We start from the raw sequence: 21,069 nt of genomic DNA on the forward strand, positions 1-21,069 counted from the left end.
CCCCGCGGGCCTTCCGGGCTCCGCCCGGGACCCGGTCCTCAAACGCCGGACGGGCTGAAGATCCAGCCCCGCCGGCGCTTGAGGCGCCTCTTCAGCCCCGCCGGCGTTTGAGGCGCGGGGGTCCGGGGGCGGAGCCCCTGCGGCCTGCGGGGCCCGACCGCCTGGCGGACGGCCGGGCCCCGCGAGGGCTACGCCCCGGCCACCCGGCGCCGCCGCCGCAGGGCGAGCAGCACACCGGCCCCGCCGAGCACCAGCGCCCCACCCGCGGCGACCACCGGGACCGGAGTCCCCACGGCCGGCGCGATGCCCTCCGCGTACCCGCCGGCCTCGCCGGACTCCGCGTAGGCGGACCCGGGCAGCTTGTCCCCGTACGCCCGAGCGACGCGCACGCGGTACGCGGCCAGGCTCGTCCCCCCGGCCCCCACGGCCCGCACCGCGTCCTCGTCCAGCGGCAGCACCCTGCTGCCTCCGGCCACGTACCAGGCGTCGATCTGCGGCTCCCGGAACACCGTCCCGCCGGGCAGCTTCTCCGCACCCAGCCGGGCGTAGCGGAACTCGTCGTCGCCGGTGGCGATGTTCACGACCTCCCATCCGGCCTCCGTCCGCGCGGTCCACAGCGCGGCCTGCTGTCCGTCGGCGGAGACGGCCTTGCTGGCCAGGAATTCCAGGCGGGCGACGGGTGCGCCCGCCCTGCCCGCGACGAACTCCGGGGAGAGGTGGTTGACCGGTATCGCCTCGCCCTCGATCCGGGGCTGCGCGGCCGTGAGGGAGATCTTGCCCTCCCGGGCGAAGAAGCGGGAGAGGGTGGCCAGGGTGTCGGGGGCGGTGGCCGCCTGCACGGCGGCGGCCTTGTTCTCGGCGGTGGCGGCCTGGGGCTGCGGCACCGGGCTCCCGGGAGCCGCGGCGGCGGACGGGGCGAGGCCGAGGAGGGCGGTGGCGGCGAGGACCGCGGCTGCGGCGGCGGTGGCGCGCGGGGTCATGGTGGTCACGCCCCGATCCGGTAGAGGGAGTGGGTCCAGGAGAAGGTGCTGTTGTTCACGTACCAGGAGTGCGAGGCCCAGTTGTAGCGGTCGCTGGAGGGCCAGGGGTCGCCCCAGTAGACCCAGTTGCTCGCGGTGTCGTAGCCGTAGACGACGTGCATGTGGCCTCCGCCGTTCGACCACTGGATGCGGGTCTCGATCGGCCGGTCGGCATTGATCTCGGTCTGGACGGTGGAGTACTGGAGCCAGCCGCTGACGTACGAGCCGGGGTTGATGCCGGCCCAGCGCAGTCCGGTCTGGACGTTGCCCAGGGTGGCCTGATTGTTGGGGCATTCGCTGCCTTGCTGGCGGTTGAAGGCGGCGTTGCAGAACTGGTTCTGGCTGTAGTTCCGGCCGAACCAGGTGGCTATCGTGTTGCCGCCGGCGGCCCAGCACCAGTTGGTCTTCGTCTGGGCCTGCATGGTGATGTTCAGGCGCTTGGTGGCGAGGGCGGAATCGGTGCCGGCCTCGGCAGCGGCGGCGGTGCCGGCGCCGAGGGGCAGGGTGAACAGCAGAGCGGTGAGCACGGCGGTGACGCAGGCGGCTGGGGAGTGCCGCCGGTTTCGGTTGCGCATCGCGTTCCTCCCGATGTGGGGTGTGGGGGTGGAGGAGCGCGTCCGGACGCTGTTCAGGAGCATCGGGGAGTTGTCGCGATCAGGTCAACACGCTTCAATACGCGGTGACATTGCTGTGTGAACGGTGGGGCTGCGGTGTGAACGGTTGCTGCCGTGTCACCTGGTCCCCCGGAGCCGCCGCCGCGATCCCCCGCGCCGGCCCGTGTGAACGTTCACGAAGGAGTCGCCATGCGACCGACCGAGGACACGGCGGAACTCGGCCAGTTGCTGCGCGGCGGCCCCTTCCACCTCGCCCTGCGCGCCGCCCTCGCCGCGCGTGGCCTGCCCCTGCACCGGGTGCAGCACCGGCTGGCGGCGCAGGGCATCAAGCTCGGTGTCACCAGCCTCAGTTACTGGCAGCAGGGCGCCCGGCGGCCGCGTCACCCGGAGTCGCTGCGGGCGGTCACCGCCCTGGAGCGGATCCTGGAACTGCCCGACGGGGCCCTCCTGCGCCTGCTGGCCGCCGAGGATCCCGGCCCCGGGTCCGCGCGCCCGCCCACCCGCTCGTACCGGGCCCTGTTCAGCCTGGGCGGGACGGTGGAGCAGCTGCTGGACGGGATGGACCTCCCGCCGGACGGCGGGCTGCACTCGGTCGGCCACCACGAGCGGGTCCGCATCGGACCGGCGGGTGAGCTGCGGGTCCGCGAGTCGCAGCAGATCGTCCGGGCGCACCGCGACGGCGTCGACCGCTACCTGGCCGTCCACCACGGCGACCCCGGCTGCGACGTGTCCCGGATGCGCGTGACGGCGTACGAGAACTGCCGCACGGGCCGGGTGCGGTGCCATCCGGAGTCCGGGGTGGTGGTCGCCGAGCTGCTCTTCGACGCGCGGCTGCGGCGCGGGGACACCCACGTCTTCGGCTACGGGATCGAGGACGGCACCGGAGCCCGCAGCGGGGAGTACGTACGCGGGTTCAGCTACGCGGGCGGCCAGTACATGCTCCAGGTCGGCTTCGACGAGGCGGCCCTGCCGGTGCGCTGCCGGCGCTTCGCCCGGGGCGGGCCCGAGGCCCCGCGCACCGGCCTCGTGGACCTGACACCCAGCGGCCGGCACCGGGCGGTCCACCTGGTGGAGCAGTCGGTGCGGCGCGGGATCCTCGGGATCGCCTGGGACTGGGACTGAGGTCCGGGTACGGTCCCGGTCCCGGGCGCGGGCGGGGGCGCGGGTCAGCCCGCGACGAGCTTGCCGTTCTCGGCCCGGACCGGGACGGCGGGGAGCGGGGCGGCGGCCGGACCGCGCAGGACCTTGCCGGTCTTCACGTCGAAGCGGCTGCCGTGGCAGGGGCAGTTCCCCTCGCCCTCGACGATCTTGTCCAGGACGCAGCCGGCGTGCGTGCACTGCGCGCTGAAGGCCTTGTACTGGCCCTCCGCCGGGCAGCTGACGATCAGCTTGTTCTCCCGGTACAGCTTCGCGCCGCCCACCGGGACATCGGCCGCGGCGCCCAGGTCCACCGGCGCGGTGGGGGTGGCGGGGGTGTTGCCTCCGCTGCCGGTCTCGGTGGAGCAGGCCGCGAGGGTCGCTCCGGCGCCCGCGGCCCCGGCGAGCGCGGCGGCGCCCTTGAGGACGGTACGGCGGGCGGGCGACTGCGGCGCGGACATGCGGTTCTCCTGGGGTGCGGGCACGTGGGGAAGGGGTGCGGGGGCGGGGCGCGGCCGGAACGCGGCCGGGGCACCGGCCCACCCGACGATACCTCCGTCCCATGAGGTAGCTTCCCCCGCGTGATCGTCGTCGGCGGAGAAGCCCTCATCGACCTGGTGCCCGTGGCGCGGCCGCCCGGGGCGCTGCTGCCACGGCCGGGTGGCGGACCGTACAACACCGCGCTGGCGCTCGGCCGGCTCGGCGCCGAGGTGGCCTTCTGTTCCCGGGTCTCCTCGGACGGCTTCGGCGAGAGCCTGCTGGCCGGGCTGCGGGCCGCCGGGGTGGACCTGTCGCTGGTCCAGCGCGGACCGGAGCCGACCACGCTCGCCGTGCCCGCACTGGCCCCGGACGGCTCGGCCTCGTACGGCTTCTACGTCGAGGGCACCGCGGACCGGCTGTTCACGCTGCCGCCCGCTCTCCCGGACGGGGTACGGGCCCTCGCGCTCGGCACCTGCTCGCTGGTCCTGGAACCGGGCGCGAGCGCGTACGAGGCCCTGCTGCGCCGGGAGTCCCGGCGCGGGGTGCTGACCCTGCTGGACCCCAACATCCGGCCGGCGCTGATCGCGGACCCGGCGGCGTACCGCGCACGCTTCCTGGAGCGGCTGCTTCCGCACACGGGCGTCCTCAAGCTGTCGGAGGAGGACGCGGCCTGGCTGGGCGGCCGGGTCGGGGACTGGCTGGCCGCCGGACCGTCGGCGGTGGTGCTGACCCGGGGCGCGGCGGGCCTGACGGCCTGGACCCGGGAGGGCGGGGAGTACGCGGCGGCGGCCCGTCCGGTGGCGGTGGTGGACACGATCGGCGCGGGCGACACCGTCAACGCCGCCCTGCTGCACCGGCTCACCCTCGCACCGGGCGGACCGGTCGACTGGCCGCAGGTCCTGGCCCACGCCGCCCACGCGGCGGCCCTGACCTGCACGCGGGCGGGTGCGGAGCCGCCGTACGCGGCGGAGCTCAGCGAATAGCGGCCCAGACGGTGCGGGCCACCGCCGGGGCGAACTCCTCGACGGGCTGGACCACGTGGGCCCCGGAGAAGTGCAGGAAGAAGGCCCGCTGGAAGCAGGCGCCGAGCAGCAGGGCCGCGGCGGCCCGCGGATCGGCGTCGGGCCTCAGCCGGCCGGCGTCGAGCTCGCGCCGCAGTCGGCCGGCCAGCGCGTCCAGTACCACGTGCGGTCCGGCCCCGACCTCCTGGACGCCCTCGCGGTGGCGGGTGAGCAGCGCGGGGTCGGCGAAGAGCGAGGCGGCCATCGGCATGGCGTCGGCGTAGAAGAGCGAGGCGTGCCGGGCGATCCCGGCGAGCGTCTCCTCGACGCCCCGCTCCCCCGGACCGGCCTGCAGGGCGGCCATGAGCGGGCCGGCGTTGGGAGTGCGTTCCATCAGCACGCGCACGAACAGCTCTTCCTTGTTCGCGAAGTACTTGTAGAGCGCGGCCTCCGAGCACCCGGCCTCCCTGGCGATGGCCTTCGTGGTGGCGCTCGCCAGCCCGGCGGTGCGCATCAGCTTCTCGGCGGCGTCCAGCAGCCGCTCGGCGGTGGGGCGGCTTGACTTCGAGGTGAGCATTCACTCACCCTAGCGGAATCAGGGGTGAGTAAATACTCACCCACCTCTCGTCGCGGGGGAATGACGATGAAGATCACGGTGTTCGGGGCCACCGGCGGCGTGGGCCGCGAGGTCGTCCGGCAGGCACTCGACGCGGGGCACGAGGTGACCGCGGTCGTGCGGGCCCCTTCGCGGCTTTCCGTTCCCGCCCATGAGCGGCTCCACGTGGCCACGGTGACCGATGTGACCGACGTCGAGGCGGTGCTGTCCGTGGTGAGCGGGCGGGACGCGGTGGTCTCGGCGCTGGGCGCGGCGAACAACAAGCAGGCGAAGGCGAAGCCCATCGCGGGCCCGGCCCTGAGAGCGATCACCTCGGCCATGGACCGGGCGGGGGTGCGGCCGCTGTCGGCCGTGAGCGCCGCACCCGTCGGCCCGCTGCCGGAAGGCGAGGGGATGTTCACCCGCGCCGTGGTCTACCCGCTGCTGCGCCGACTTCTGCGGGACCTGTACGCGGACCTCGCGGACATGGAGGCGGCGATGGCCGCGAGCGGGACGCGGTGGACGGTCGTCAGGCCGCCGATGCTGCAGAACAAGCCCCGCACCGGCACCTACCGGCGCGCGATCGACGCCAACGTGCGCGGCGGCCGGGTCATCCCGCGCGCGGACGTCGCGAACGCCCTCCTGGCCACCCTGACGGACCCGGCCTGCGCGGGCCACGCGGTGGGCGTCGCCTCCTGAGCGGAGCGAACGCGGGAGGGCCCGGCCATGGGCCGGACCCTCCCGTCGTACGCCAACCCGTACGCGAACCCGATCGCGGCTCGGCGGCTACGCCTTGCGCGCCCGGGCCGTCGCCTTCTTGGCCGGAGCCGCCTTCTTCGCGGCGACGGCCTTGGTGGCCGCCGCCTTCTTCGCCGGGGCCTTCTTCGCCGGGGCCCGTACCGGAGACGCCGCCGCGTCCGACACCCGGTCAGCGCCCAGGATGTCCCGCAGGAACTTGCCCGTGTGGCTGGCGCCCACCGAGGCCACCGCCTCCGGCGTGCCCTCGGCGACCACCAGACCGCCGCCGTAGCCACCCTCCGGGCCCATGTCGATGACCCAGTCCGCGGTCTTGATGACGTCCAGGTTGTGCTCGATGACGATCACCGAGTTCCCCTTGTCCACCAGCCCCGACAGCACCTTGATCAGCTTCGAGATGTCCTCGAAGTGCAGACCCGTGGTCGGCTCGTCCAGTACGTAGACCGTCCGGCCCGTCGACCGCTTCTGGAGCTCGGAGGCCAGCTTCACGCGCTGCGCCTCACCACCCGACAGGGTCGGCGCGGACTGGCCGAGGCGGACGTAGCCCAGCCCGACCTCGTTGAGCGTCTTGAGGTGACGCGCGATCGTCGGCACCGCCTCGAAGAAGCCCAGCGCCTCCTCGATCGGCATGTTCAGGACTTCCGCGATGGACTTGCCCTTGTAATGGACCTCCAGCGTCTCGCGGTTGTACCGGTCGCCGTGGCAGACCTCGCACGGGACGTAGACGTCCGGCAGGAAGTTCATCTCGATCTTGATCGTGCCGTCACCGGCGCAGTTCTCGCACCGGCCGCCCTTCACGTTGAAGGAGAAGCGGCCCGGCAGATAGCCGCGCACCTTCGCCTCCATCGTCTCCGCGAACAGCTTGCGGACATGGTCGAAGACACCGGTGTAGGTGGCCGGGTTGGACCGCGGGGTGCGGCCGATCGGCGACTGGTCGACGTGCACGACCTTGTCGACGAGGTCGTCGCCGTCGACCCGCGTGTGCCGGCCCGGCACCGAGCGGGCGCCGTTCAGCTCACGCGCCAGGTGCGTGTAGAGGATGTCGTTGACCAGCGTCGACTTGCCCGAACCCGACACACCGGTCACGGCCGTCAGCACACCCAGCGGGAAGGACACGTCGATGTCCCGCAGGTTGTTCTCCTTGGCGCCGTGGACGGTCAGCTTGCGCTCCCCGTTCACGGGCCGGCGGATGTCCGGGATCTCGATGGACCTCTTGCCCGAGAGGTACTGCCCGGTCATCGACTCGGTGTTCTTCAGCAGGTCCTTGAGCGACCCGCTGTGCACCACCTTGCCGCCGTGCTCACCCGCGCCCGGACCGATGTCCACGACCCAGTCGGCCACCTTGATGGTGTCCTCGTCGTGCTCGACCACGATGAGCGTGTTGCCCATGTCCCGCAGCCGCACCAGGGTCTCGATCAGCCGGTGGTTGTCCCGCTGGTGCAGACCGATGGACGGCTCGTCCAGCACGTAGAGCACGCCGACCAGACCGGAGCCGATCTGGGTGGCGAGCCGGATGCGCTGGGCCTCGCCGCCCGACAGCGTGCCGGCGGCCCGGTTGAGCGAGAGGTAGTCGAGACCGACGTCCACGAGGAAGCGGAGCCGCTCGTTGACCTCCTTGAGGACCCGCTCGGCGATCTTCTTGTCCCGGGCGTCGAGGCGCATCCGCCCCAGGAAGTCCGCGCACTCGCTGATCGACATGGCGGCGACCTCGGCGATGGACTTCTCCATCACCGTGACGGCGAGCACGATCGGCTTGAGGCGGGTGCCCTCACAGGTCGGGCAGGGCACCTCGCGCATGTAGCCCTCGAAGCGCTCACGGCTGGCGTCGCTCTCCGACTCCGCGTGCCGCCGCTTGACGAACGGCACGGCGCCCTCGAAGGCCGTCGTGTACGCCCGCTCCCGCCCGTACCGGTTGCGGTAGCGGACCTCGATCTGCGTCTTGTGCCCGTACAGCAGGGCCTTCTTCGCGCGTGCCGGCAGCCCGGCCCACGCGATGTCGGTGCGGAAGCCCAGCTCCTGGGCGAGCGCGCCGATCAGCCGCTGGAAGTAGTCCTTGGTGTGGCCGAGCGACCACGGCGAGACCGCGCCCTCGTCCAGGGACTTGTCCTCGTCCGGAATGATCAGCTCCGGGTCCACCTCCATGCGGGTACCGATACCCGTGCACTCGGGACAGGCGCCGAAGGGCGAGTTGAAGGAGAAGGAGCGCGGCTCCAGCTCCTCGAAGGACAGGTCGTCGTAGGGGCAGTAGAGGTGCTCGGAGTACATCCGCTCACGCTCCGGGTCGTCCTCGGCGAGGTCGACGAAGTCCAGGATCACCATGCCGCCGGAGAGGCCGAGAGCGGTCTCCACGGAGTCGGTGAGCCGGCGCTTGGCACTCTCCTTGACGGTGAGGCGGTCGATGACCACCTCGATGGTGTGCTTCTCCTGCTTCTTCAGCGTGGGCGGCTCGGAGAGCTGGATGGTCTCCCCGTCCACCCGCGCCCGGCTGTAGCCCTTGGTCTGGAGATCGGAGAAGAGGTCGACGAACTCGCCCTTGCGCTCGCGCACCAGCGGCGAGAGCACCTGGAAACGGCTGCCCTCGGGAAGCGCGAGCACCTTGTCGACGATCGCCTGCGGCGACTGGCGCGAGATGGGGCGGCGGCACTCGGGGCAGTGCGGCTTGCCGATGCGGGCGAAGAGGAGGCGGAGGTAGTCGTAGACCTCGGTGATGGTGCCCACGGTCGAGCGCGGGTTGCGCGAGGTCGACTTCTGGTCGATCGAGACGGCCGGGGAGAGGCCCTCGATGAAGTCGACGTCGGGCTTGTCCATCTGCCCGAGGAACTGGCGGGCGTACGACGAGAGCGACTCGACGTAGCGGCGCTGGCCCTCGGCGAAGATCGTGTCGAAGGCCAGGGAGGACTTGCCCGACCCGGAGAGTCCGGTGAAGACGATGAGTGAGTCGCGGGGCAGGTCGAGCGAGACGTTCTTCAGGTTGTGCTCGCGAGCGCCACGAACGATGAGACGGTCGGTCACGCCGGTCCGCACCTTTCTTGAGAGAGCGGGGGCACGGGCCCCCGTCCCAGGGTATGGGGGGCGCCTCTGCGATGGACTGGGTCCTTGGACTTCCGAGCGTATAGCACGCACATTCGATTTACGGCACTCCGCAGACCGCTTCACCCAATCGTGTGGCGGGGCCGGGTGAGCCACTAGGCTCGCCGTCATGACTGATCATGTGCACGACCTGCGATCTGTACGTGAAGCCACGGACCGGCTGCTGACCGCTGTCGCGAAACTGGACAACGCAGCCCTCTCCGAGGAGTCACACCTCCCGGGCTGGACCCGCGGCCACATCCTGGCCCACCTCGCACGCAACGCGGACGCGCTCGTCAACGTCTTCGAGGGACGCCCGATGTACGAGAGCGCCGCCGCCCGCGACGCGGACATCGAGCGCGACGCCGGCCGGCCCCTCGAAGAACACCTGACGGACCTCCGTGATTCCGCGGCCCGCTTCATGGCCACCACGGAGCCCGACCAGGACTGGACGCGCACGGTCGAGCTGCGCAACGGCATCACCGACCTCGCATCCAACGTGCCCTTCCGGCGCTGGGTCGAGGCCGATCTGCACCACGTCGACCTGAACATCGGCTACGAGCTCACCGACCTCCCGGACGAGTTCACCGAGCGCGAGATCGTCTTCCTCGCCGACCGCTGGTCCGGGCGCCCCGAGGTGCCGCCGGTGGCCCTCGTCGCGACCGACGGCCGGAGCTGGCGCACCGGCTCCGCCGGGGATCCCGCCGTGACCGTGTCCGGCACCGCCGCGGGGCTGCTGGCCTGGCTGGCCGGCCGCGGCGACAAGGGCGCCTCCCTGACCACCTCGGGCGGCCCCCTCCCCGGGCTCCCCCCGCTCTAGGATCAAGACATGACGTACACCGGAGAGGTCAAGGTCGGCGGTCCCGCCGACGTGCACGAACTTGCGGACCTGATGATTTCCAAGGTCGCGGTGGGCCCGATGAACAACAACGCCTACCTGCTGCGCTGCCGCGCCACCGACGAGCAGCTGCTCATCGACGCGGCCGCCGAGGCGGGCACCCTGCTCAGCCTGATCGGCGACGACGGCATCACGTCCGTGGTCACCACGCACCGGCACGGCGACCACTGGGGCGCGCTCGCCGAGGTGGTCGAGGCGACCGGTGCGCGCACCTACGCGGGCGCCCTCGACGCCGAGGGCATCCCGGTGGCGACGGACGTCCCGGTCGCCGACGGGGACACGGTCACGGTCGGACGGGTCTCGCTGACCGCCCGCCACCTGGTCGGACACACCCCCGGCTCGATCGCGCTGATCTACGACGACCCGCACGGGCACGCGCACGTGTTCACCGGCGACTGCCTCTTCCCGGGCGGTCCTGGCCGGACCACACAGCCCGACGAGTTCAACAGCCTGATGGACGGCATCGAGACCAAGCTGTTCGCCGTCCTGCCTGATGAGACCTGGGTCTACCCGGGCCACGGCAACGACACCACGCTTGGCGCCGAGCGCCCCCACCTCGCGGAGTGGCGCGCACGAGGCTGGTAACCCTAGCGACCACCGCCGCCCCCGCCGACATCGAAGCGGGGGCGGCCGCCTCTGTATCGCCCGGTCATGCGGGTGTCCAAGGCGGCTCGGGTGTCTCGTTGGTCGCCCCGCAGTTCCAGCAGTCCCATTCGCCAGGCACCTCGAACAGCTCCGTCCAGAAGCCGCGCGGCTTGCCCCACACGGTGCAGTCGGCGCCGCAGCACCAGCACACGAACGCGAAGTGCACGTGATCCTCCCCGGTTACTCCGGCCGCCAGAGTGCCCGGTCCCGGGGCGGGTGGGGGCGGGTATCAGCCAAGACAACCCGCGGAGGCGGCGTAGCGGGCCGTGATCCTCGGCGGACCTACGGGGAGGGGTCCCAGCCCTCAGGGCCGGCGCCCCGCCACTCCACGAACGCCGGGTCGGTCAGGTCGACGTCCTCGGCGTCCTCCATGCCGGCCGCGGCGAGAAAGACCCTGATGTCGGAGGGCCGGTGCGCCACCCCGATGGCCACGCCGTCGTAGCGGACCCAGCGCCATCCGTTCTCGTCGGGCGGGTACACGATCAGCTTCGCGGTGGAGTCCATGCCTCCACCCTCAGACCGCTCCCGCCCCTTCGCACCTGCACCAACCCGTCGGGGTGCCGGACGCCGAGGCTGATCCACCGGTCGTAGACGTGGGGGCATCGGGCCCTCGGAATGTCAGGGTTTCCGCAGGTTCTGTCAGGGTCCGGCGGGCTGGCGGTAAACGTCGGACCCGAGTAGGTCGCGCACGGCCTGGTGGTCCTCATGCCCGACGAGGGCGGCGGACAACTGCAGCGCCACCGGGTCGGCGCCCCGCGCATGAGGCCGGTAACGGTTAACGCCGGTTCCGGCCTACCTGAGTGGATATCCGGCCACGCACGGAACTCCCAGTTACGGACCTCCAACTGTCCGTATAAGTTCCGTCATGGCTTCGGGCGTCCCGTAACGGCCCGATGACAGAGGCTCATCCACCGGATCCCAAGGGGGAAGTCGCATGGCTGACATCGATCTCGGAGTGGCGTCGGACTGGGACGAGGGGGATACCCACGGCCGTATCAAGCTGCGGGAGAACCAGGTCTACCCGGGCTCGCCCAAGAAGGACGTGCTCATCAGCTCCCCGGTCAGCATCGAGCTGTCCGTTAACACGAACTACTCGACCTCGCAGGAGGCGGACAAGATCTACTTCACGACCCACCACGGCTCGACGAAGAAGATCATCGCGGTACTCGACTCCGACGGGAACCTGCATATCGCCGGCCGCCTGATTACCGAGCAGAAGGACCTCGGCTACTAGGACGGTCCTCCCGCAGCAACCCTGTAGCGGGCGACGAGGCCACGTCACCGCGTGAGCCCTTCCGTCTCCCACCTGCACAGCACAAGGGCCCGTACGACCGGTCACGGTCGGCGGGCCCTTTCCGTGCCCGGCACGTCCAGAGGGCCGGCGATCACTTCCTCGCTGCGGCTTTGGCATCCCGCGCGGCGGTGAGGGAGCCGAGGACGTCGGCCAGGTCGTGCCCGGCGACGTGCTCGCGCACCAGAGCCTCCAGCACGGCCGGAGCCGCCGGGGCGTCGTGCCGGTCGTCGTGGTGCCAGTCGCAGCCGTCCAGCGGGCAGGCGAGGCACGTCCACCACTCCCGGTAGCTGACGGCGTAGTGCGGGAGCCGGCCGCGCTCGGCCTTCCACGGGCCTGCGTGCTCGGCGGTTGAGGCGTACGGGCCGGCCTCCCTCCACGGTCCCCACGGGCGGGTGCGGGTGGTGTTGGTGCGGGATTCGGTCACGTACTGCTCCCAGCCTGCGGAGTGGAGTAGGACTGCTCGGCGGCGAGAGCCAGTAGGGCGGACTCGCGTTCTTCGAGGTGGGACACGCCCCGTGAGGTGGGCTTCCACGTGTTCTTAACACGGGTCACGAGCGCTGCCCCGTCCCCCTGATCGGCACGGGGCAGCAGCCCGGCGCTGTAGAACGATGCCGCGAGCAGCCTCCGGCCCGGGACCGAAAGCCCTGTCCAGCCGCCGCTGTAAAGCAGCCCGACCGCCCTCATCCCCCCACGAAACGACGACGTGGCCCTCGGGACGCCCGGGGCCACGTCGGCACCTGCACCTCAGTCGCCGTTACGCGCCCGCCGGAGGTCGATGGTGGTCTCATCGAAGCCCGGGCCGCGCCGCGTCACCGGGTTCACCCTGAACCGCAGTCCCAGGCCGTCCAGGACGCGCCGCTTCTGCGGCACCAGGAGCGTCTTCCACGTCTCCGCGGATCGCGGCCCCACGAGGCCCTTGAACGCGTCAAGGTCGAAGGCCGGCCGCAACCTGCGCGCCTCGTTCTGCGCGTCCGTGATCTGTTTCGCCAGCTTCGCCGTGATCCGCCGTAGCTGCTCCCGGGTGATGATCCCGTCCGCGTAGTCGTCGGCGGCTGCCTCCTGGCGCGCCTTCAGCCCTTCCGCGCGTTCAAGGGCGGCAAGGGCCGCCGAGGTTGGCGAGCTGCGACCGGTCCGACGCCTTCGCCATGTTGAACAGGCCGCCCGACTCGAAAGCCACCCAGCACTTCGCGTGACGCAGGTCCTCGATGGCCTGCGCCCGCTCGACACGGCGCCGCCAGACTCGTGACGGGTGGTATCCGACCACGATGACCCGAACACCCGGCTCCCGGGCGGCCTCGATGGCGTCGGCCATCAGCCGGTCGTACTCGGGACGCTCCTCGCCCGAATGGGCGGAGACGTCGTTCTCGACGTACTCGCGGTCGATCTCCCAATCGTTCTCCTTGGAGAACGTACGCAGGTCGCTCAGCTGCCGGTTGACGCCCCGTCGGCGGTCGCGGGGATCCTCGGAGATCCGGGCGTACAGGAAGGCGACGGTACGGCGCGGGAGGGTCAGAGTGTTCCCGGGACAGGACCCTAGGGCTTCCCGGGCGGCGTCGGCAACACGCACGACGACCCGAAGGCCTTCACCAGCCTGCTCGACGACGTCGAGCACAAGCTGTTCGAGCAGCTGTCGGACGAGACCTGGGTCTACCCGGGCCACGGCAACGACACCACCCTCGGCGCCGAGCGTCCGCACCTGGCCGAATGGCGCGAGCGCGGCTGGTAGGCACCGCAACGCGTCAACTTCGAGACGCGAAGCACTCCTTCCGGTCGCTTACGGCCGGACCCACGTCCTGAGGGGCGGGGAACGGGTATCTGGTGCGGCATGCCACACGACCCGTCCCCGCCCCTGGCCTCCTCCGCCCCCGAGGCCTCCCCCGGCGCTCCCCCCGCCCCTTTCCCCGCCCCTTCCTCCGCCACGCCGCCCGAGGCCCCGCCCGCCGAAGCCGACGGCTCCGCCGGGCCCGGCATGCTGCGGCTGGCCACGGCCTCGCTCGCCGGGACCGCGATCGAGTTCTACGACTTCTTCGTGTACGGGACGGCCGCCGCCCTCGTGCTCGGCCCGCTCTTCTTCCCCTCCTTCTCCCCGCTCGCCGGAACCCTCGCCGCCTTCGGCACCTTCGGCGTCGGCTTCCTGGCCCGCCCGCTCGGTTCGGCGGTCTTCGGCCACATCGGCGACCGCTACGGCAGGCGCCCGGTGCTGCTCGCCTCCCTGCTGCTCACCGGCCTCGCCACCGTGGCCGTCGGCTGCGTGCCTTCGTACGGCTCGATCGGCATGGCCGCGCCCGTACTCCTGCTCCTGCTGCGCTTCCTGCAAGGCCTCGGGCTGGGCGGGGAGTGGGGCGGCGCCGTACTGCTGACCGCCGAGCACGCCCCCGAGCGGCGGCGCGGACTGTGGTCGAGCTTCCCGCAGATGGGCCCTGCGGTGGGCTTCCTGCTCGCCAACGGCCTGATGCTGGGGCTGTCCGCGTCGCTGACCGATGCCCAGTTCACCGCCTGGGGGTGGCGGGTGCCGTTCTGGGCGGCCGGGGTGCTGGCCCTGGCCGGGCTGTGGCTGCGCCGCTCGGTGGAGGAGACCCCGCAGTTCCGGGCGCTCGCCGCGACGGACCGGCGGGCCGAGGCCCCGCTGGCCGAGGTGTTCCGCGGCCACTGGCGGCTGCTCCTGCTGACCGGCGGGGCGCTCGCCGTCGGGTACGCCGTCTTCTACGCGGTCACCACCTGGTCCCTCGCCTACGCCACCGAGCACCTCTCGGTGGGCCGCACGGCGATGCTGGCCTGCATCATGATCGCGGTCGCGATCAAGGGAATGGTGACCCCGCTGATCGCGGTGCTCGGCGACCGCTACGGGCGGCGGCCGCTGTGCCTGATCGGGTGCGCGATCTGCTCGGTGTGGATGTTCCCGCTGGTGGCGCTGTTGCGGACGGCCGATCCGCTGCTGATGACGGTCGGCTTCACCGGTGCGCTGCTGGGCATGGTGACGATGTTCTCGGTGGTGGCCGCGTACCTGCCCGAGCTGTACGCGCCGCGGATCCGCTGCACGGGCGCGGCCGTCGGCTACAACCTGGGCGGTGTGCTGGGCGGGGCGCTGACCCCGATCGTGGCGACGGCGCTGGCGGACGGTTCCGGTCCGCCGTGGGGTGTCGCGCTGTACCTGACCGGGATCGCCCTGGTCAGCCTGGTCTGCTTCGCGCTGCTGCCGGAGACCGTTCCGGCGGTCGTGTCGAAGCGGGCGGCCGCGGGCCGGGCGACGGAGACGGGGGCGGCCGAAGCGGCCGCCCCCGTGTAGATCCTGCGGATCCGGATCCTTCGATCCGGTTACGCGTCGACGTTCTCCGGGCGGGCGGCGGCCTCGGCCGCCGCCTGCTTCTTCGAGGCCATCAGGCTGGTGATCGTGGTGATGACCAGGACACCGCAGATGACGCCGAGGGAGACCGGGATCGAGATCACCGGGACGTGGACGCCGTTCTCGTGCAGGGCGTGGAGCACCAGCTTGACGCCGATGAAGCCCAGGATGATCGACAGGCCGTAGCTGAGGTGGACCAGCTTCTTCAGCAGACCGCCGATGAGGAAGTACAGCTGGCGCAGACCCATCAGCGCGAAGGCGTTGGCCGTGAAGACGATGTACGGGTCCTGGGTGAGGCCGAAGATCGCGGGGATGGAGTCCAGGGCGAACAGCACGTCGGTGGTGCCGATGGCGAGCATGACGACCATCAGCGGGGTCAGCACGCGCTTGCCGTTGTCGACGATGAAGAGCTTAGTGCCGTGATAGCGGTCGGCGACGCCGAACTTCTTCTCGACGGACTTGAGGAGACGGTTCTCCTCGAACTCCTCGTCGTCCTCGTCCTTGCGGGCCTCCTGGATCAGCTTCCACGCGGTGTAGATCAGGAACGCGCCGAAGATGTAGAAGACCCAGGAGAAGCTGGCGATGATCGCGGCGCCGGCGGCGATGAAGACCGCACGCAGGACCAGGGCGATCAGTACGCCGATGAGCAGCACGCGCTGCTGGAGGTGGGACGGCACCGCGAACTTCGCCATGATCAGGACGAAGACGAAGAGGTTGTCGACGCTCAGCGACTTCTCGGTGATGAAGCCCGCGAAGAACTCCTGTGACGCCTGGGGGGTGCCGAAGAACCACAGGCCGAGGCCGAAGAGTCCGGCGAGGACGATCCAGACGACCGTCCAGGTGCCGGCTTCCTTGATCGACACATCGTGCGGTTTGCGGCCGATGAAGAAATCGGCACCGATGAGGAGGGACAGACCAAGAATGGTCGCAGCCCACAGGGCCCAGGAAACTTCCATGGTGAACACGCCTCCGGCGGATGGCTCAGCACTTCGTCAGCGTCATCGCTGCCGGAGGTCTCTTCCACCCGGGCGGCCTGGAGGCCGTGGGCCGACGCCCCGGGACCGACCGCGTTCATCTCACCGCAGTGGTCCGTATTGACGGGTACGCCGTAGCAGGAAAGCAGGAATACTCCCCTCCGCACGGACGAGCTTACCCGCCGAGGGCGGTAAAGGTAAAGGGAACACCAAAGAATGGTCACGGACGGGTAGTGCGCCGGGCCTCCGCCACCCGGTCCAGTGCCTGGTCGAGGACCCTGCTCCCCTGCGGGGGCAGGTCCGGTTCGAAGGTCCAGGCGTGATGGACCCAGGGGTCGGCGAGGTGGTTGTCGGGCACCGGTGAAAGCCGCATCAGGGAGCGCCACAGCGGGTCGAGCAGCGGCCCGTAGGCCGAGGCCTCGTCGCGGTCGGCGACCATCAGCAGGTGCACGCCGACCGCCGCGCCCTCGTCGGCGAGGTAGCGCAGCTGGGTGACGGCGCGGTCGTCGAAGCCGTGCGGGAAGTCGTGCACGATCAGCAGCTGGTCGGCCGTGTCCACGTCCGCCGGCAGGTCCTCGGGGGCGCCGGCCCGCAGCGCCATCTGTACGAGGTCCACCCGCCGGGTCAGCCGTGCCAGGGTCTGGGTGACCCCGGTGGCCCCGGCGGCGGGCGGGCCGGCCAGCACCCCGGCGCGTACGAGCGGCGCCAGGGAGGCGGATCCGGCTCCGGCCGCGTCGATGACGTGCACGGAGAACCGGTCGGCGGGGTGGACGGCGAGCAGCCGGACCGCCAGGGCGACGGCCATGTCCATGGCGGCGCGGCGCAGCCGGTCGGTGTCCATGGTCATCGCGGCCTCGGAGCCGGTGCGGCCGTTGTCGATCCACAGTCCGCGCTCCAGCGGGACCCGGCTCAGCATGGGGATGCGCAGATCGGGCCGCTCGGGCAGGTGCAGGTCCCCGAGGCGCAGGGCCAGCGGGCTCTCCTCGGGCGTGCGGTGACCGTGCCAGACGGGGTTGTCCCAGCGGGCGTACGCGGCCGGCAGCGCGGGCTCCACCACCTCCGACTCGGCGATCAGCTGGGCCAGGTCCCGGTCGAGGACGGCCTGGGCCTGGGCGACGAGCTCCTCGCGGCGGTCCCGCGCGGTGTCGCGGGCGGCGTTCCCGGAGCCGCCGAGGCGGTGGCGCGGGTCGGACAGGGCCTCGTCGAGCTCGCGGTCCATGCGGGAGTCGGCGAACTCGACGGCACTGCGGTAGGCGGCGACCGTGCGGGCCAGGTCCTCGAACATCCCCCAGACCTGGTTGTAGAGCCGCTCCTCCATGGACCAGCCGCTGGCGTCCCCGGCGACGGGCCGCGGGTGCTGTCCGGGTTCCTGCGGCGCGGCGGCCCGCGGCGCGGGCTCGGGGGGCTCGGTGCTGGTGCGGCGGCGCCGCGGGTGGGCGTAGCTGATGGTGGGCGGGGAGCCCGCGCTGTCGCCACCGGGCGCGGGTCCGGGCGTACCGGCGTACGGGTGCCCGGAGGCGGGGACCGGGTCCGGCGGTTCGGGGGCGGGCGCGGGGGCCTGCGCCGGGGTCTGCGGGGCGCGCAGGTCGCCGACGAGGGTCGGCATGGTCGCGAGGGTGGCGTCGGCCCCCGCGGTACGGGGGGTCGTGCCGAGCGCGGCGGCGGCCAGCTCTGCGGCGGCCGGCGCGGGCAGCCCGCCGTCGGCGAGCAGGGCGCCGAGGCCGTCGGCGTAGCCCTGGCCCACGGCGCGGACCTTCCAGGCGCCCTGGCGCCGGTACAGCTCCAGGGCGACGACGGCCGTCTCGGCGTCGAGCCCCGTCAGGGTGTAACCGGCCAGCTCGGCGCCTCCCGGGTCGGCCACGGCCACGTAGGAGGCCGGTACCGCGCCGAAGCGGACCGGGCCGCCGGGCGGGAGGACGAGCAGCACACCGAGCCGGTGGACGTCCGCCGCGACCTCGTCGAGGTCGACGGTGAAGGTGTGCCGCTCGGCGAGCTCGCCCGGCGACTCGACGCCGGGGAGGGACCTGGCGCCCGGGTGGGCGAGTATCCCGTTGCCGGCGAACCGGCCCTGTTCGTCGGCGAGCGAGGCCAGGGTGAGCACGGGCGTGCCCGCCGAGACCCTGATCTCCACCCGGCTCTGGGAAACGGGGTGGTTCTGCCCCCGGACCAGTTCGGCCGTCATCGTGCAGCCCCTCCCCCGCGCCTTCTTCTCTTGTCCGGTACTGCTACAGGTGCGGCAGGATCGCCGGCATGAGGTCCTGGAAGGTGCGGCCGTTGGCCGGGTTCCCGAGGGCCGTCATCTGCCAGCCGGCGCCCGAGCGGGACACCTTGGCCATGATCTGCGCGGTGTACTGGCCGCCGCCGTCGAGGGTGTAGCGGGCCAGCTCCTGGCCGTTGGTCTCGTCGACGATGCGGCAGAACGCGTTCTGCACTTCCTGGAACGTCTGGCCGGTGAAGGAGTTCACCGTGAAGACGATCTGGTCGATGTGCACCGGCACGCGCTGGAGGTCGACGAGGATCGCCTCGTCGTCCCCGCCCTGGCCGACGCCGCCGACGAGGTTGTCACCGGTGTGGCGCACCGAGCCGTCGTCGCTCTGCAGGTGCCGGAAGAAGACCACGTCGACGGGCTGCTTGTCGGCGAAGAGCACCGCCGAGGCATCGAGGTCGATCTCCCGGGTCCGCGAGCCGAACAGTCCGCGGCGCTTGGCCGCCTGCCAGCCGAGGCCCATACGGACCGCGGTCAGCGTGCCTCCGTCCGCCTTCTGCAGACTGATGGCCTGACCCTTGGTCATGTTGACCGTCACGTACTGTCCCCTCTCCCTGGCCCGCCCCATGACGGGCGTGCAGCATGTACCTGCGGCTGAGACCCAACCCTACTGACCGGCTCCCGGTCAGGCGAGGCCCGCTTCCTTCATCTGCCGCAACTCCTTCTTCAGCTCGCCCACCTCGTCCCGGATCCGGGCCGCGACCTCGAACTGGAGCTCGGCGGCCGCCCCGCGCATGCGCTCGGTCATCTGCTCGATGAGCGCGGCCAGTTCGGCTGCGGGCCGGTCGGTGAGCACCTCGGCACCCGCCGCCCCCTTCGCCCCCTTCGCACCCTTTCCGCCGGTCTTGCCCGCGGCCGTCCGGCCGCCGAGCGCCGGGACCGGGGCCTTGGCCCCCTTGCCGTCCTTCGCCTGCCGGTATCCGGTGCCGAGGAGCTCCTCGGTGTCCAGTTCCTCGCGGGCGATGGTGGCGACGATGTCGTTGATCTTCTTGCGCAGCGGCTGCGGGTCGATCCCGTTCGCCGTGTTGTAGGCGATCTGCTTCTCGCGGCGCCGGTTGGTCTCGTCGATGGCCTTCTCCATCGCCGGGGTCATCTTGTCCGCGTACATGTGGACCTGGCCGGACACGTTGCGCGCGGCGCGGCCGATGGTCTGGATCAGGGAGGTCCCGGAGCGCAGGAAGCCCTCCTTGTCGGCGTCGAGGATCGCCACCAGGGACACCTCGGGCAGGTCGAGGCCCTCGCGGAGCAGGTTGATGCCGACCAGGACGTCGTACTCACCGGCCCGCAGCTCGCGCAGCAGCTCGATGCGGCGCAGGGTGTCCACGTCGCTGTGCAGGTACCGCACCTGGATGCCGAGCTCCAGGAAGTAGTCCGTGAGGTCCTCGGCCATCTTCTTGGTGAGGGTGGTGACGAGGATCCGCTCGTCCTTCTCGACCCGCTGCCGGATCTCGTGGACCAGGTCGTCGATCTGCCCCTCGGTGGGCTTGACCACGACCTCGGGGTCGATGAGGCCGGTGGGGCGGATGATCTGTTCGACGAAGCCGTCGCCGCGCGAGAGCTCGTACTTTCCGGGGGTCGCCGACAGGTAGACGGTCTGGCCGATGCGCTCCTGGAACTCCTCCCACTTCAGCGGCCGGTTGTCCAGGGCGGACGGCAGCCGGAACCCGTGGTCGACCAGGGTGCGCTTGCGGGAGGCGTCGCCCTCGTACATGGCACCGATCTGCGGCACGGTGACGTGCGACTCGTCGATGACCAGGAGGAAGTCCTCCGGGAAGTAGTCGATGAGGGTGTTGGGCGCGGAGCCCCGCTCGCGGTCGTCCATGTGCAGCGAGTAGTTCTCGATGCCGGAGCAGGACCCGATCTGGCGCATCATCTCCAGGTCGTACGTGGTGCGCATGCGCAGCCGCTGCGCCTCCAGCATCTTGCCCTGCTTCTCCAGCTCGGCGAGGCGCTCGGCCAGCTCCGCCTCGATGCCGCGGACCGCCTTCTCCATGCGCTCGGGGCCGGCGACGTAGTGGCTGGCGGGGAAGACGTACAGCTCGCGGTCCTCGCTGATGACCTCGCCGGTCAGCGGGTGCAGGGTGGAGAGGGCCTCGATCTCGTCGCCGAACATTTCGATGCGGACGGCCAGTTCCTCGTAGACCGGGAAGATCTCGATCGTGTCCCCGCGCACCCGGAAGGTGCCGCGGGTGAAGGCGACGTCGTTGCGCGTGTACTGGATGTCCACGAAGCGGCGCAGCAGCTGGTCGCGGTCCGTCTCCTCGCCCACCTTGAGGGAGACCATCCGGTCGACGTACTCCTGCGGGGTACCGAGGCCGTAGATGCAGGACACGGAGGCGACGACGATCACGTCGCGCCGGGTCAGCAGCGAGTTGGTCGCCGAGTGGCGCAGCCGCTCCACCTCCTCGTTGATCGAGGAGTCCTTCTCGATGTACGTGTCCGACTGCGGTACGTAGGCCTCGGGCTGGTAGTAGTCGTAGTACGAGACGAAGTATTCGACGGCGTTGTTCGGCAGGAGCTCGCGGAACTCGTTCGCCAGCTGGGCGGCGAGCGTCTTGTTCGGCGCCATGACCAGGGTGGGGCGCTGGAGCTTCTCGATCATCCAGGCGGTCGTCGCCGACTTGCCGGTGCCGGTCGCACCCAGCAGGACGACGTCCTTCTCACCTGCACGGATGCGCTTCTCCAGCTCGGCGATGGCCGCCGGCTGGTCGCCGCTGGGCTGGTAGGGGCTGACGACCTCGAAAGGCGCCACCGTGCGTTCGATCTTCGATACGGGCCGCATGGGTCAACCGTACGACCCCCCACTGACACTCACGCGCCCCCACGGGCCGGCGGCGCGCTCCGGACGCTCCCGGCCGCCCGGGCCACTGTCATTCGTTCTGGTCCGTTTGTCGTAGTTCGGTGGCGGCTCAGTGATCTTCAACCCCATGATCGCGGTGAAGTGCATCGCCACAACGTCTGCCGCTCCGCACCCGTCT

21 protein-coding genes and 1 pseudogene are annotated in these 21,069 nt (G+C 71.4%); 8 read left to right on the forward strand and 14 right to left on the reverse strand.

Translation table 11 applies throughout. The features are described 5' to 3' along the window. Positions 1–188: 188 nt before the first annotated feature. Complete coding sequence (locus tag ACZ4YL_RS15890; RefSeq protein ID WP_468117265.1) at positions 189–980, reverse strand: hypothetical protein; 792 nt, start codon at positions 978–980, stop codon at positions 189–191. A 5-nt stretch (positions 981–985) separates the two neighbouring features. Next, on the reverse strand, positions 986–1,594 hold the full coding sequence (locus ACZ4YL_RS15895; protein WP_468116944.1) for a papain-like cysteine protease family protein: 609 nt from the start codon (positions 1,592–1,594) through the stop codon (positions 986–988). Between the two features lie 228 nt (positions 1,595–1,822). Here ACZ4YL_RS15895 and ACZ4YL_RS15900 point away from each other — a divergent pair, with 228 nt between their 5' ends. Continuing rightward, positions 1,823–2,755, forward strand: a complete 933-nt coding sequence (locus ACZ4YL_RS15900) for a hypothetical protein (protein WP_468116945.1) — start codon at positions 1,823–1,825, stop codon at positions 2,753–2,755. Positions 2,756–2,799: 44 nt separating this feature from the next. Here ACZ4YL_RS15900 and ACZ4YL_RS15905 read toward each other — a convergent pair whose 3' ends face one another. Beyond that, positions 2,800–3,231 carry a Rieske (2Fe-2S) protein gene (locus ACZ4YL_RS15905; protein WP_468116946.1) on the reverse strand — a complete coding sequence of 144 codons (432 nt, stop codon included), beginning with the start codon at positions 3,229–3,231 and terminating at the stop codon, positions 2,800–2,802. Positions 3,232–3,351: 120 nt separating this feature from the next. Here ACZ4YL_RS15905 and ACZ4YL_RS15910 point away from each other — a divergent pair, with 120 nt between their 5' ends. Next, a complete protein-coding gene (locus tag ACZ4YL_RS15910; protein ID WP_468116948.1) occupies positions 3,352–4,233 on the forward strand; it encodes a carbohydrate kinase family protein in 882 nt (293 codons plus the stop codon). Here ACZ4YL_RS15910 and ACZ4YL_RS15915 read toward each other — a convergent pair. After that, a complete protein-coding gene (locus ACZ4YL_RS15915; protein ID WP_468116949.1) occupies positions 4,223–4,828 on the reverse strand; it encodes a TetR/AcrR family transcriptional regulator in 606 nt (201 codons plus the stop codon). The two genes, ACZ4YL_RS15910 and ACZ4YL_RS15915, sit on opposite strands and share 11 nt — an antisense overlap. 66 nt (positions 4,829–4,894) lie before the next feature. Here ACZ4YL_RS15915 and ACZ4YL_RS15920 point away from each other — a divergent pair, with 66 nt between their 5' ends. Continuing rightward, positions 4,895–5,545, forward strand: a complete 651-nt coding sequence (locus ACZ4YL_RS15920) for an NAD(P)-dependent oxidoreductase (RefSeq protein ID WP_468116950.1) — start codon at positions 4,895–4,897, stop codon at positions 5,543–5,545. A gap of 87 nt (positions 5,546–5,632) precedes the next feature. Here ACZ4YL_RS15920 and uvrA read toward each other — a convergent pair whose 3' ends face one another. After that, complete coding sequence (gene uvrA, locus ACZ4YL_RS15925; protein ID WP_468116951.1) at positions 5,633–8,614, reverse strand: excinuclease ABC subunit UvrA; 2,982 nt, start codon at positions 8,612–8,614, stop codon at positions 5,633–5,635. Positions 8,615–8,801: 187 nt separating this feature from the next. Here uvrA and ACZ4YL_RS15930 point away from each other — a divergent pair, with 187 nt between their 5' ends. Next, positions 8,802–9,491 (forward strand): maleylpyruvate isomerase family mycothiol-dependent enzyme, encoded by a 690-nt coding sequence (locus tag ACZ4YL_RS15930; protein ID WP_468116953.1) that lies wholly within the window; start codon positions 8,802–8,804, stop codon positions 9,489–9,491. A 9-nt stretch (positions 9,492–9,500) separates the two neighbouring features. Then, positions 9,501–10,154, forward strand: coding sequence for an MBL fold metallo-hydrolase (locus ACZ4YL_RS15935; protein ID WP_468116955.1), 654 nt, complete (start codon positions 9,501–9,503; stop codon positions 10,152–10,154). Positions 10,155–10,218: 64 nt separating this feature from the next. On the opposite strand, the gene ACZ4YL_RS15940 is transcribed toward ACZ4YL_RS15935, so the two are convergent. Next, positions 10,219–10,380 (reverse strand): hypothetical protein, encoded by a 162-nt coding sequence (locus ACZ4YL_RS15940; protein WP_468116956.1) that lies wholly within the window; start codon positions 10,378–10,380, stop codon positions 10,219–10,221. 116 nt (positions 10,381–10,496) lie between these two features. Further along, positions 10,497–10,718 (reverse strand): hypothetical protein, encoded by a 222-nt coding sequence (locus ACZ4YL_RS15945; RefSeq protein ID WP_468116958.1) that lies wholly within the window; start codon positions 10,716–10,718, stop codon positions 10,497–10,499. A 430-nt stretch (positions 10,719–11,148) separates the two neighbouring features. On the opposite strand from ACZ4YL_RS15945, the gene ACZ4YL_RS15950 reads away from it, so the two are divergent. Further along, the gene (locus tag ACZ4YL_RS15950) at positions 11,149–11,448 is read left to right on the forward strand and encodes a DUF6342 family protein (RefSeq protein ID WP_468116960.1); all 300 of its coding nucleotides are present in this window, start codon (positions 11,149–11,151) and stop codon (positions 11,446–11,448) included. A 151-nt stretch (positions 11,449–11,599) separates the two neighbouring features. Here the strand turns inward: ACZ4YL_RS15950 and ACZ4YL_RS15955 are convergent, their stop codons facing one another. The 3 genes from ACZ4YL_RS15955 to ACZ4YL_RS15965 all read right to left on the reverse strand — a co-directional run bounded on the left by ACZ4YL_RS15955 (position 11,600) and on the right by ACZ4YL_RS15965 (position 13,120). Beyond that, a complete protein-coding gene (locus tag ACZ4YL_RS15955) occupies positions 11,600–11,932 on the reverse strand; it encodes a hypothetical protein (RefSeq protein ID WP_468116961.1) in 333 nt (110 codons plus the stop codon). Positions 11,933–12,252: 320 nt separating this feature from the next. Continuing rightward, the gene (locus ACZ4YL_RS15960; protein WP_468116962.1) at positions 12,253–12,417 is read right to left on the reverse strand and encodes a hypothetical protein; all 165 of its coding nucleotides are present in this window, start codon (positions 12,415–12,417) and stop codon (positions 12,253–12,255) included. Positions 12,418–12,595: 178 nt separating this feature from the next. Next, a complete protein-coding gene (locus tag ACZ4YL_RS15965; protein ID WP_468117267.1) occupies positions 12,596–13,120 on the reverse strand; it encodes a recombinase family protein in 525 nt (174 codons plus the stop codon). Between ACZ4YL_RS15965 and ACZ4YL_RS15970 the strand changes: the two are divergent. Continuing rightward, positions 13,049–13,234 (forward strand): annotated as a pseudogene (locus ACZ4YL_RS15970) (MBL fold metallo-hydrolase); the annotation flags it as partial. The gene ACZ4YL_RS15965 and the pseudogene ACZ4YL_RS15970 sit on opposite strands and share 72 nt — an antisense overlap. 243 nt (positions 13,235–13,477) lie before the next feature. Continuing rightward, positions 13,478–14,794, forward strand: coding sequence for an MFS transporter (locus ACZ4YL_RS15975; RefSeq protein WP_468117269.1), 1,317 nt, complete (start codon positions 13,478–13,480; stop codon positions 14,792–14,794). A gap of 29 nt (positions 14,795–14,823) precedes the next feature. On the opposite strand, the gene ACZ4YL_RS15980 is transcribed toward ACZ4YL_RS15975, so the two are convergent. From ACZ4YL_RS15980 to uvrB, 4 genes are all read right to left on the reverse strand, one after another. Then, entirely contained in the window at positions 14,824–15,807 is a 984-nt protein-coding gene (locus ACZ4YL_RS15980; protein ID WP_468116963.1) for a TerC family protein, read from the reverse strand. A gap of 238 nt (positions 15,808–16,045) precedes the next feature. Beyond that, positions 16,046–18,007: a TerD family protein gene (locus ACZ4YL_RS15985; protein ID WP_468116964.1), complete on the reverse strand. Its 1,962-nt coding sequence runs from the start codon at positions 18,005–18,007 to the stop codon at positions 16,046–16,048. A gap of 43 nt (positions 18,008–18,050) precedes the next feature. Next, a complete protein-coding gene (locus tag ACZ4YL_RS15990) occupies positions 18,051–18,629 on the reverse strand; it encodes a TerD family protein (RefSeq protein WP_030010820.1) in 579 nt (192 codons plus the stop codon). 87 nt (positions 18,630–18,716) lie between these two features. Continuing rightward, positions 18,717–20,873: an excinuclease ABC subunit UvrB gene (uvrB, locus tag ACZ4YL_RS15995; RefSeq protein WP_388276858.1), complete on the reverse strand. Its 2,157-nt coding sequence runs from the start codon at positions 20,871–20,873 to the stop codon at positions 18,717–18,719. Positions 20,874–21,069: the final 196 nt, after the last annotated feature.

It is taken from the genome of Streptomyces sp. NPDC030021, from assembly GCF_055574035.1.

What these genes read in the sequence shown, in the direction of transcription:
- ACZ4YL_RS15890 (WP_468117265.1), bottom strand. Translation starts at nt 980, where the DNA reads ATGACCCCGCGCGCCACCGCCGCCGCAGCCGCGGTCCTCGCCGCCACC.
- ACZ4YL_RS15895 (WP_468116944.1), bottom strand. Translation starts at nt 1,594, where the DNA reads ATGCGCAACCGAAACCGGCGGCACTCCCCAGCCGCCTGCGTCACCGCC.
- ACZ4YL_RS15900 (WP_468116945.1), top strand. Translation starts at nt 1,823, where the DNA reads ATGCGACCGACCGAGGACACGGCGGAACTCGGCCAGTTGCTGCGCGGC.
- ACZ4YL_RS15905 (WP_468116946.1), bottom strand. Translation starts at nt 3,231, where the DNA reads ATGTCCGCGCCGCAGTCGCCCGCCCGCCGTACCGTCCTCAAGGGCGCC.
- ACZ4YL_RS15915 (WP_468116949.1), bottom strand. Translation starts at nt 4,828, where the DNA reads ATGCTCACCTCGAAGTCAAGCCGCCCCACCGCCGAGCGGCTGCTGGAC.
- ACZ4YL_RS15920 (WP_468116950.1), top strand. Translation starts at nt 4,895, where the DNA reads ATGAAGATCACGGTGTTCGGGGCCACCGGCGGCGTGGGCCGCGAGGTC.
- ACZ4YL_RS15930 (WP_468116953.1), top strand. Translation starts at nt 8,802, where the DNA reads ATGACTGATCATGTGCACGACCTGCGATCTGTACGTGAAGCCACGGAC.
- ACZ4YL_RS15935 (WP_468116955.1), top strand. Translation starts at nt 9,501, where the DNA reads ATGACGTACACCGGAGAGGTCAAGGTCGGCGGTCCCGCCGACGTGCAC.
- ACZ4YL_RS15945 (WP_468116958.1), bottom strand. Translation starts at nt 10,718, where the DNA reads ATGGACTCCACCGCGAAGCTGATCGTGTACCCGCCCGACGAGAACGGA.
- ACZ4YL_RS15950 (WP_468116960.1), top strand. Translation starts at nt 11,149, where the DNA reads ATGGCTGACATCGATCTCGGAGTGGCGTCGGACTGGGACGAGGGGGAT.
- ACZ4YL_RS15975 (WP_468117269.1), top strand. Translation starts at nt 13,478, where the DNA reads ATGCTGCGGCTGGCCACGGCCTCGCTCGCCGGGACCGCGATCGAGTTC.
- ACZ4YL_RS15980 (WP_468116963.1), bottom strand. Translation starts at nt 15,807, where the DNA reads ATGGAAGTTTCCTGGGCCCTGTGGGCTGCGACCATTCTTGGTCTGTCC.
- ACZ4YL_RS15985 (WP_468116964.1), bottom strand. Translation starts at nt 18,007, where the DNA reads ATGACGGCCGAACTGGTCCGGGGGCAGAACCACCCCGTTTCCCAGAGC.
- uvrB (WP_388276858.1), bottom strand. Translation starts at nt 20,873, where the DNA reads ATGCGGCCCGTATCGAAGATCGAACGCACGGTGGCGCCTTTCGAGGTC.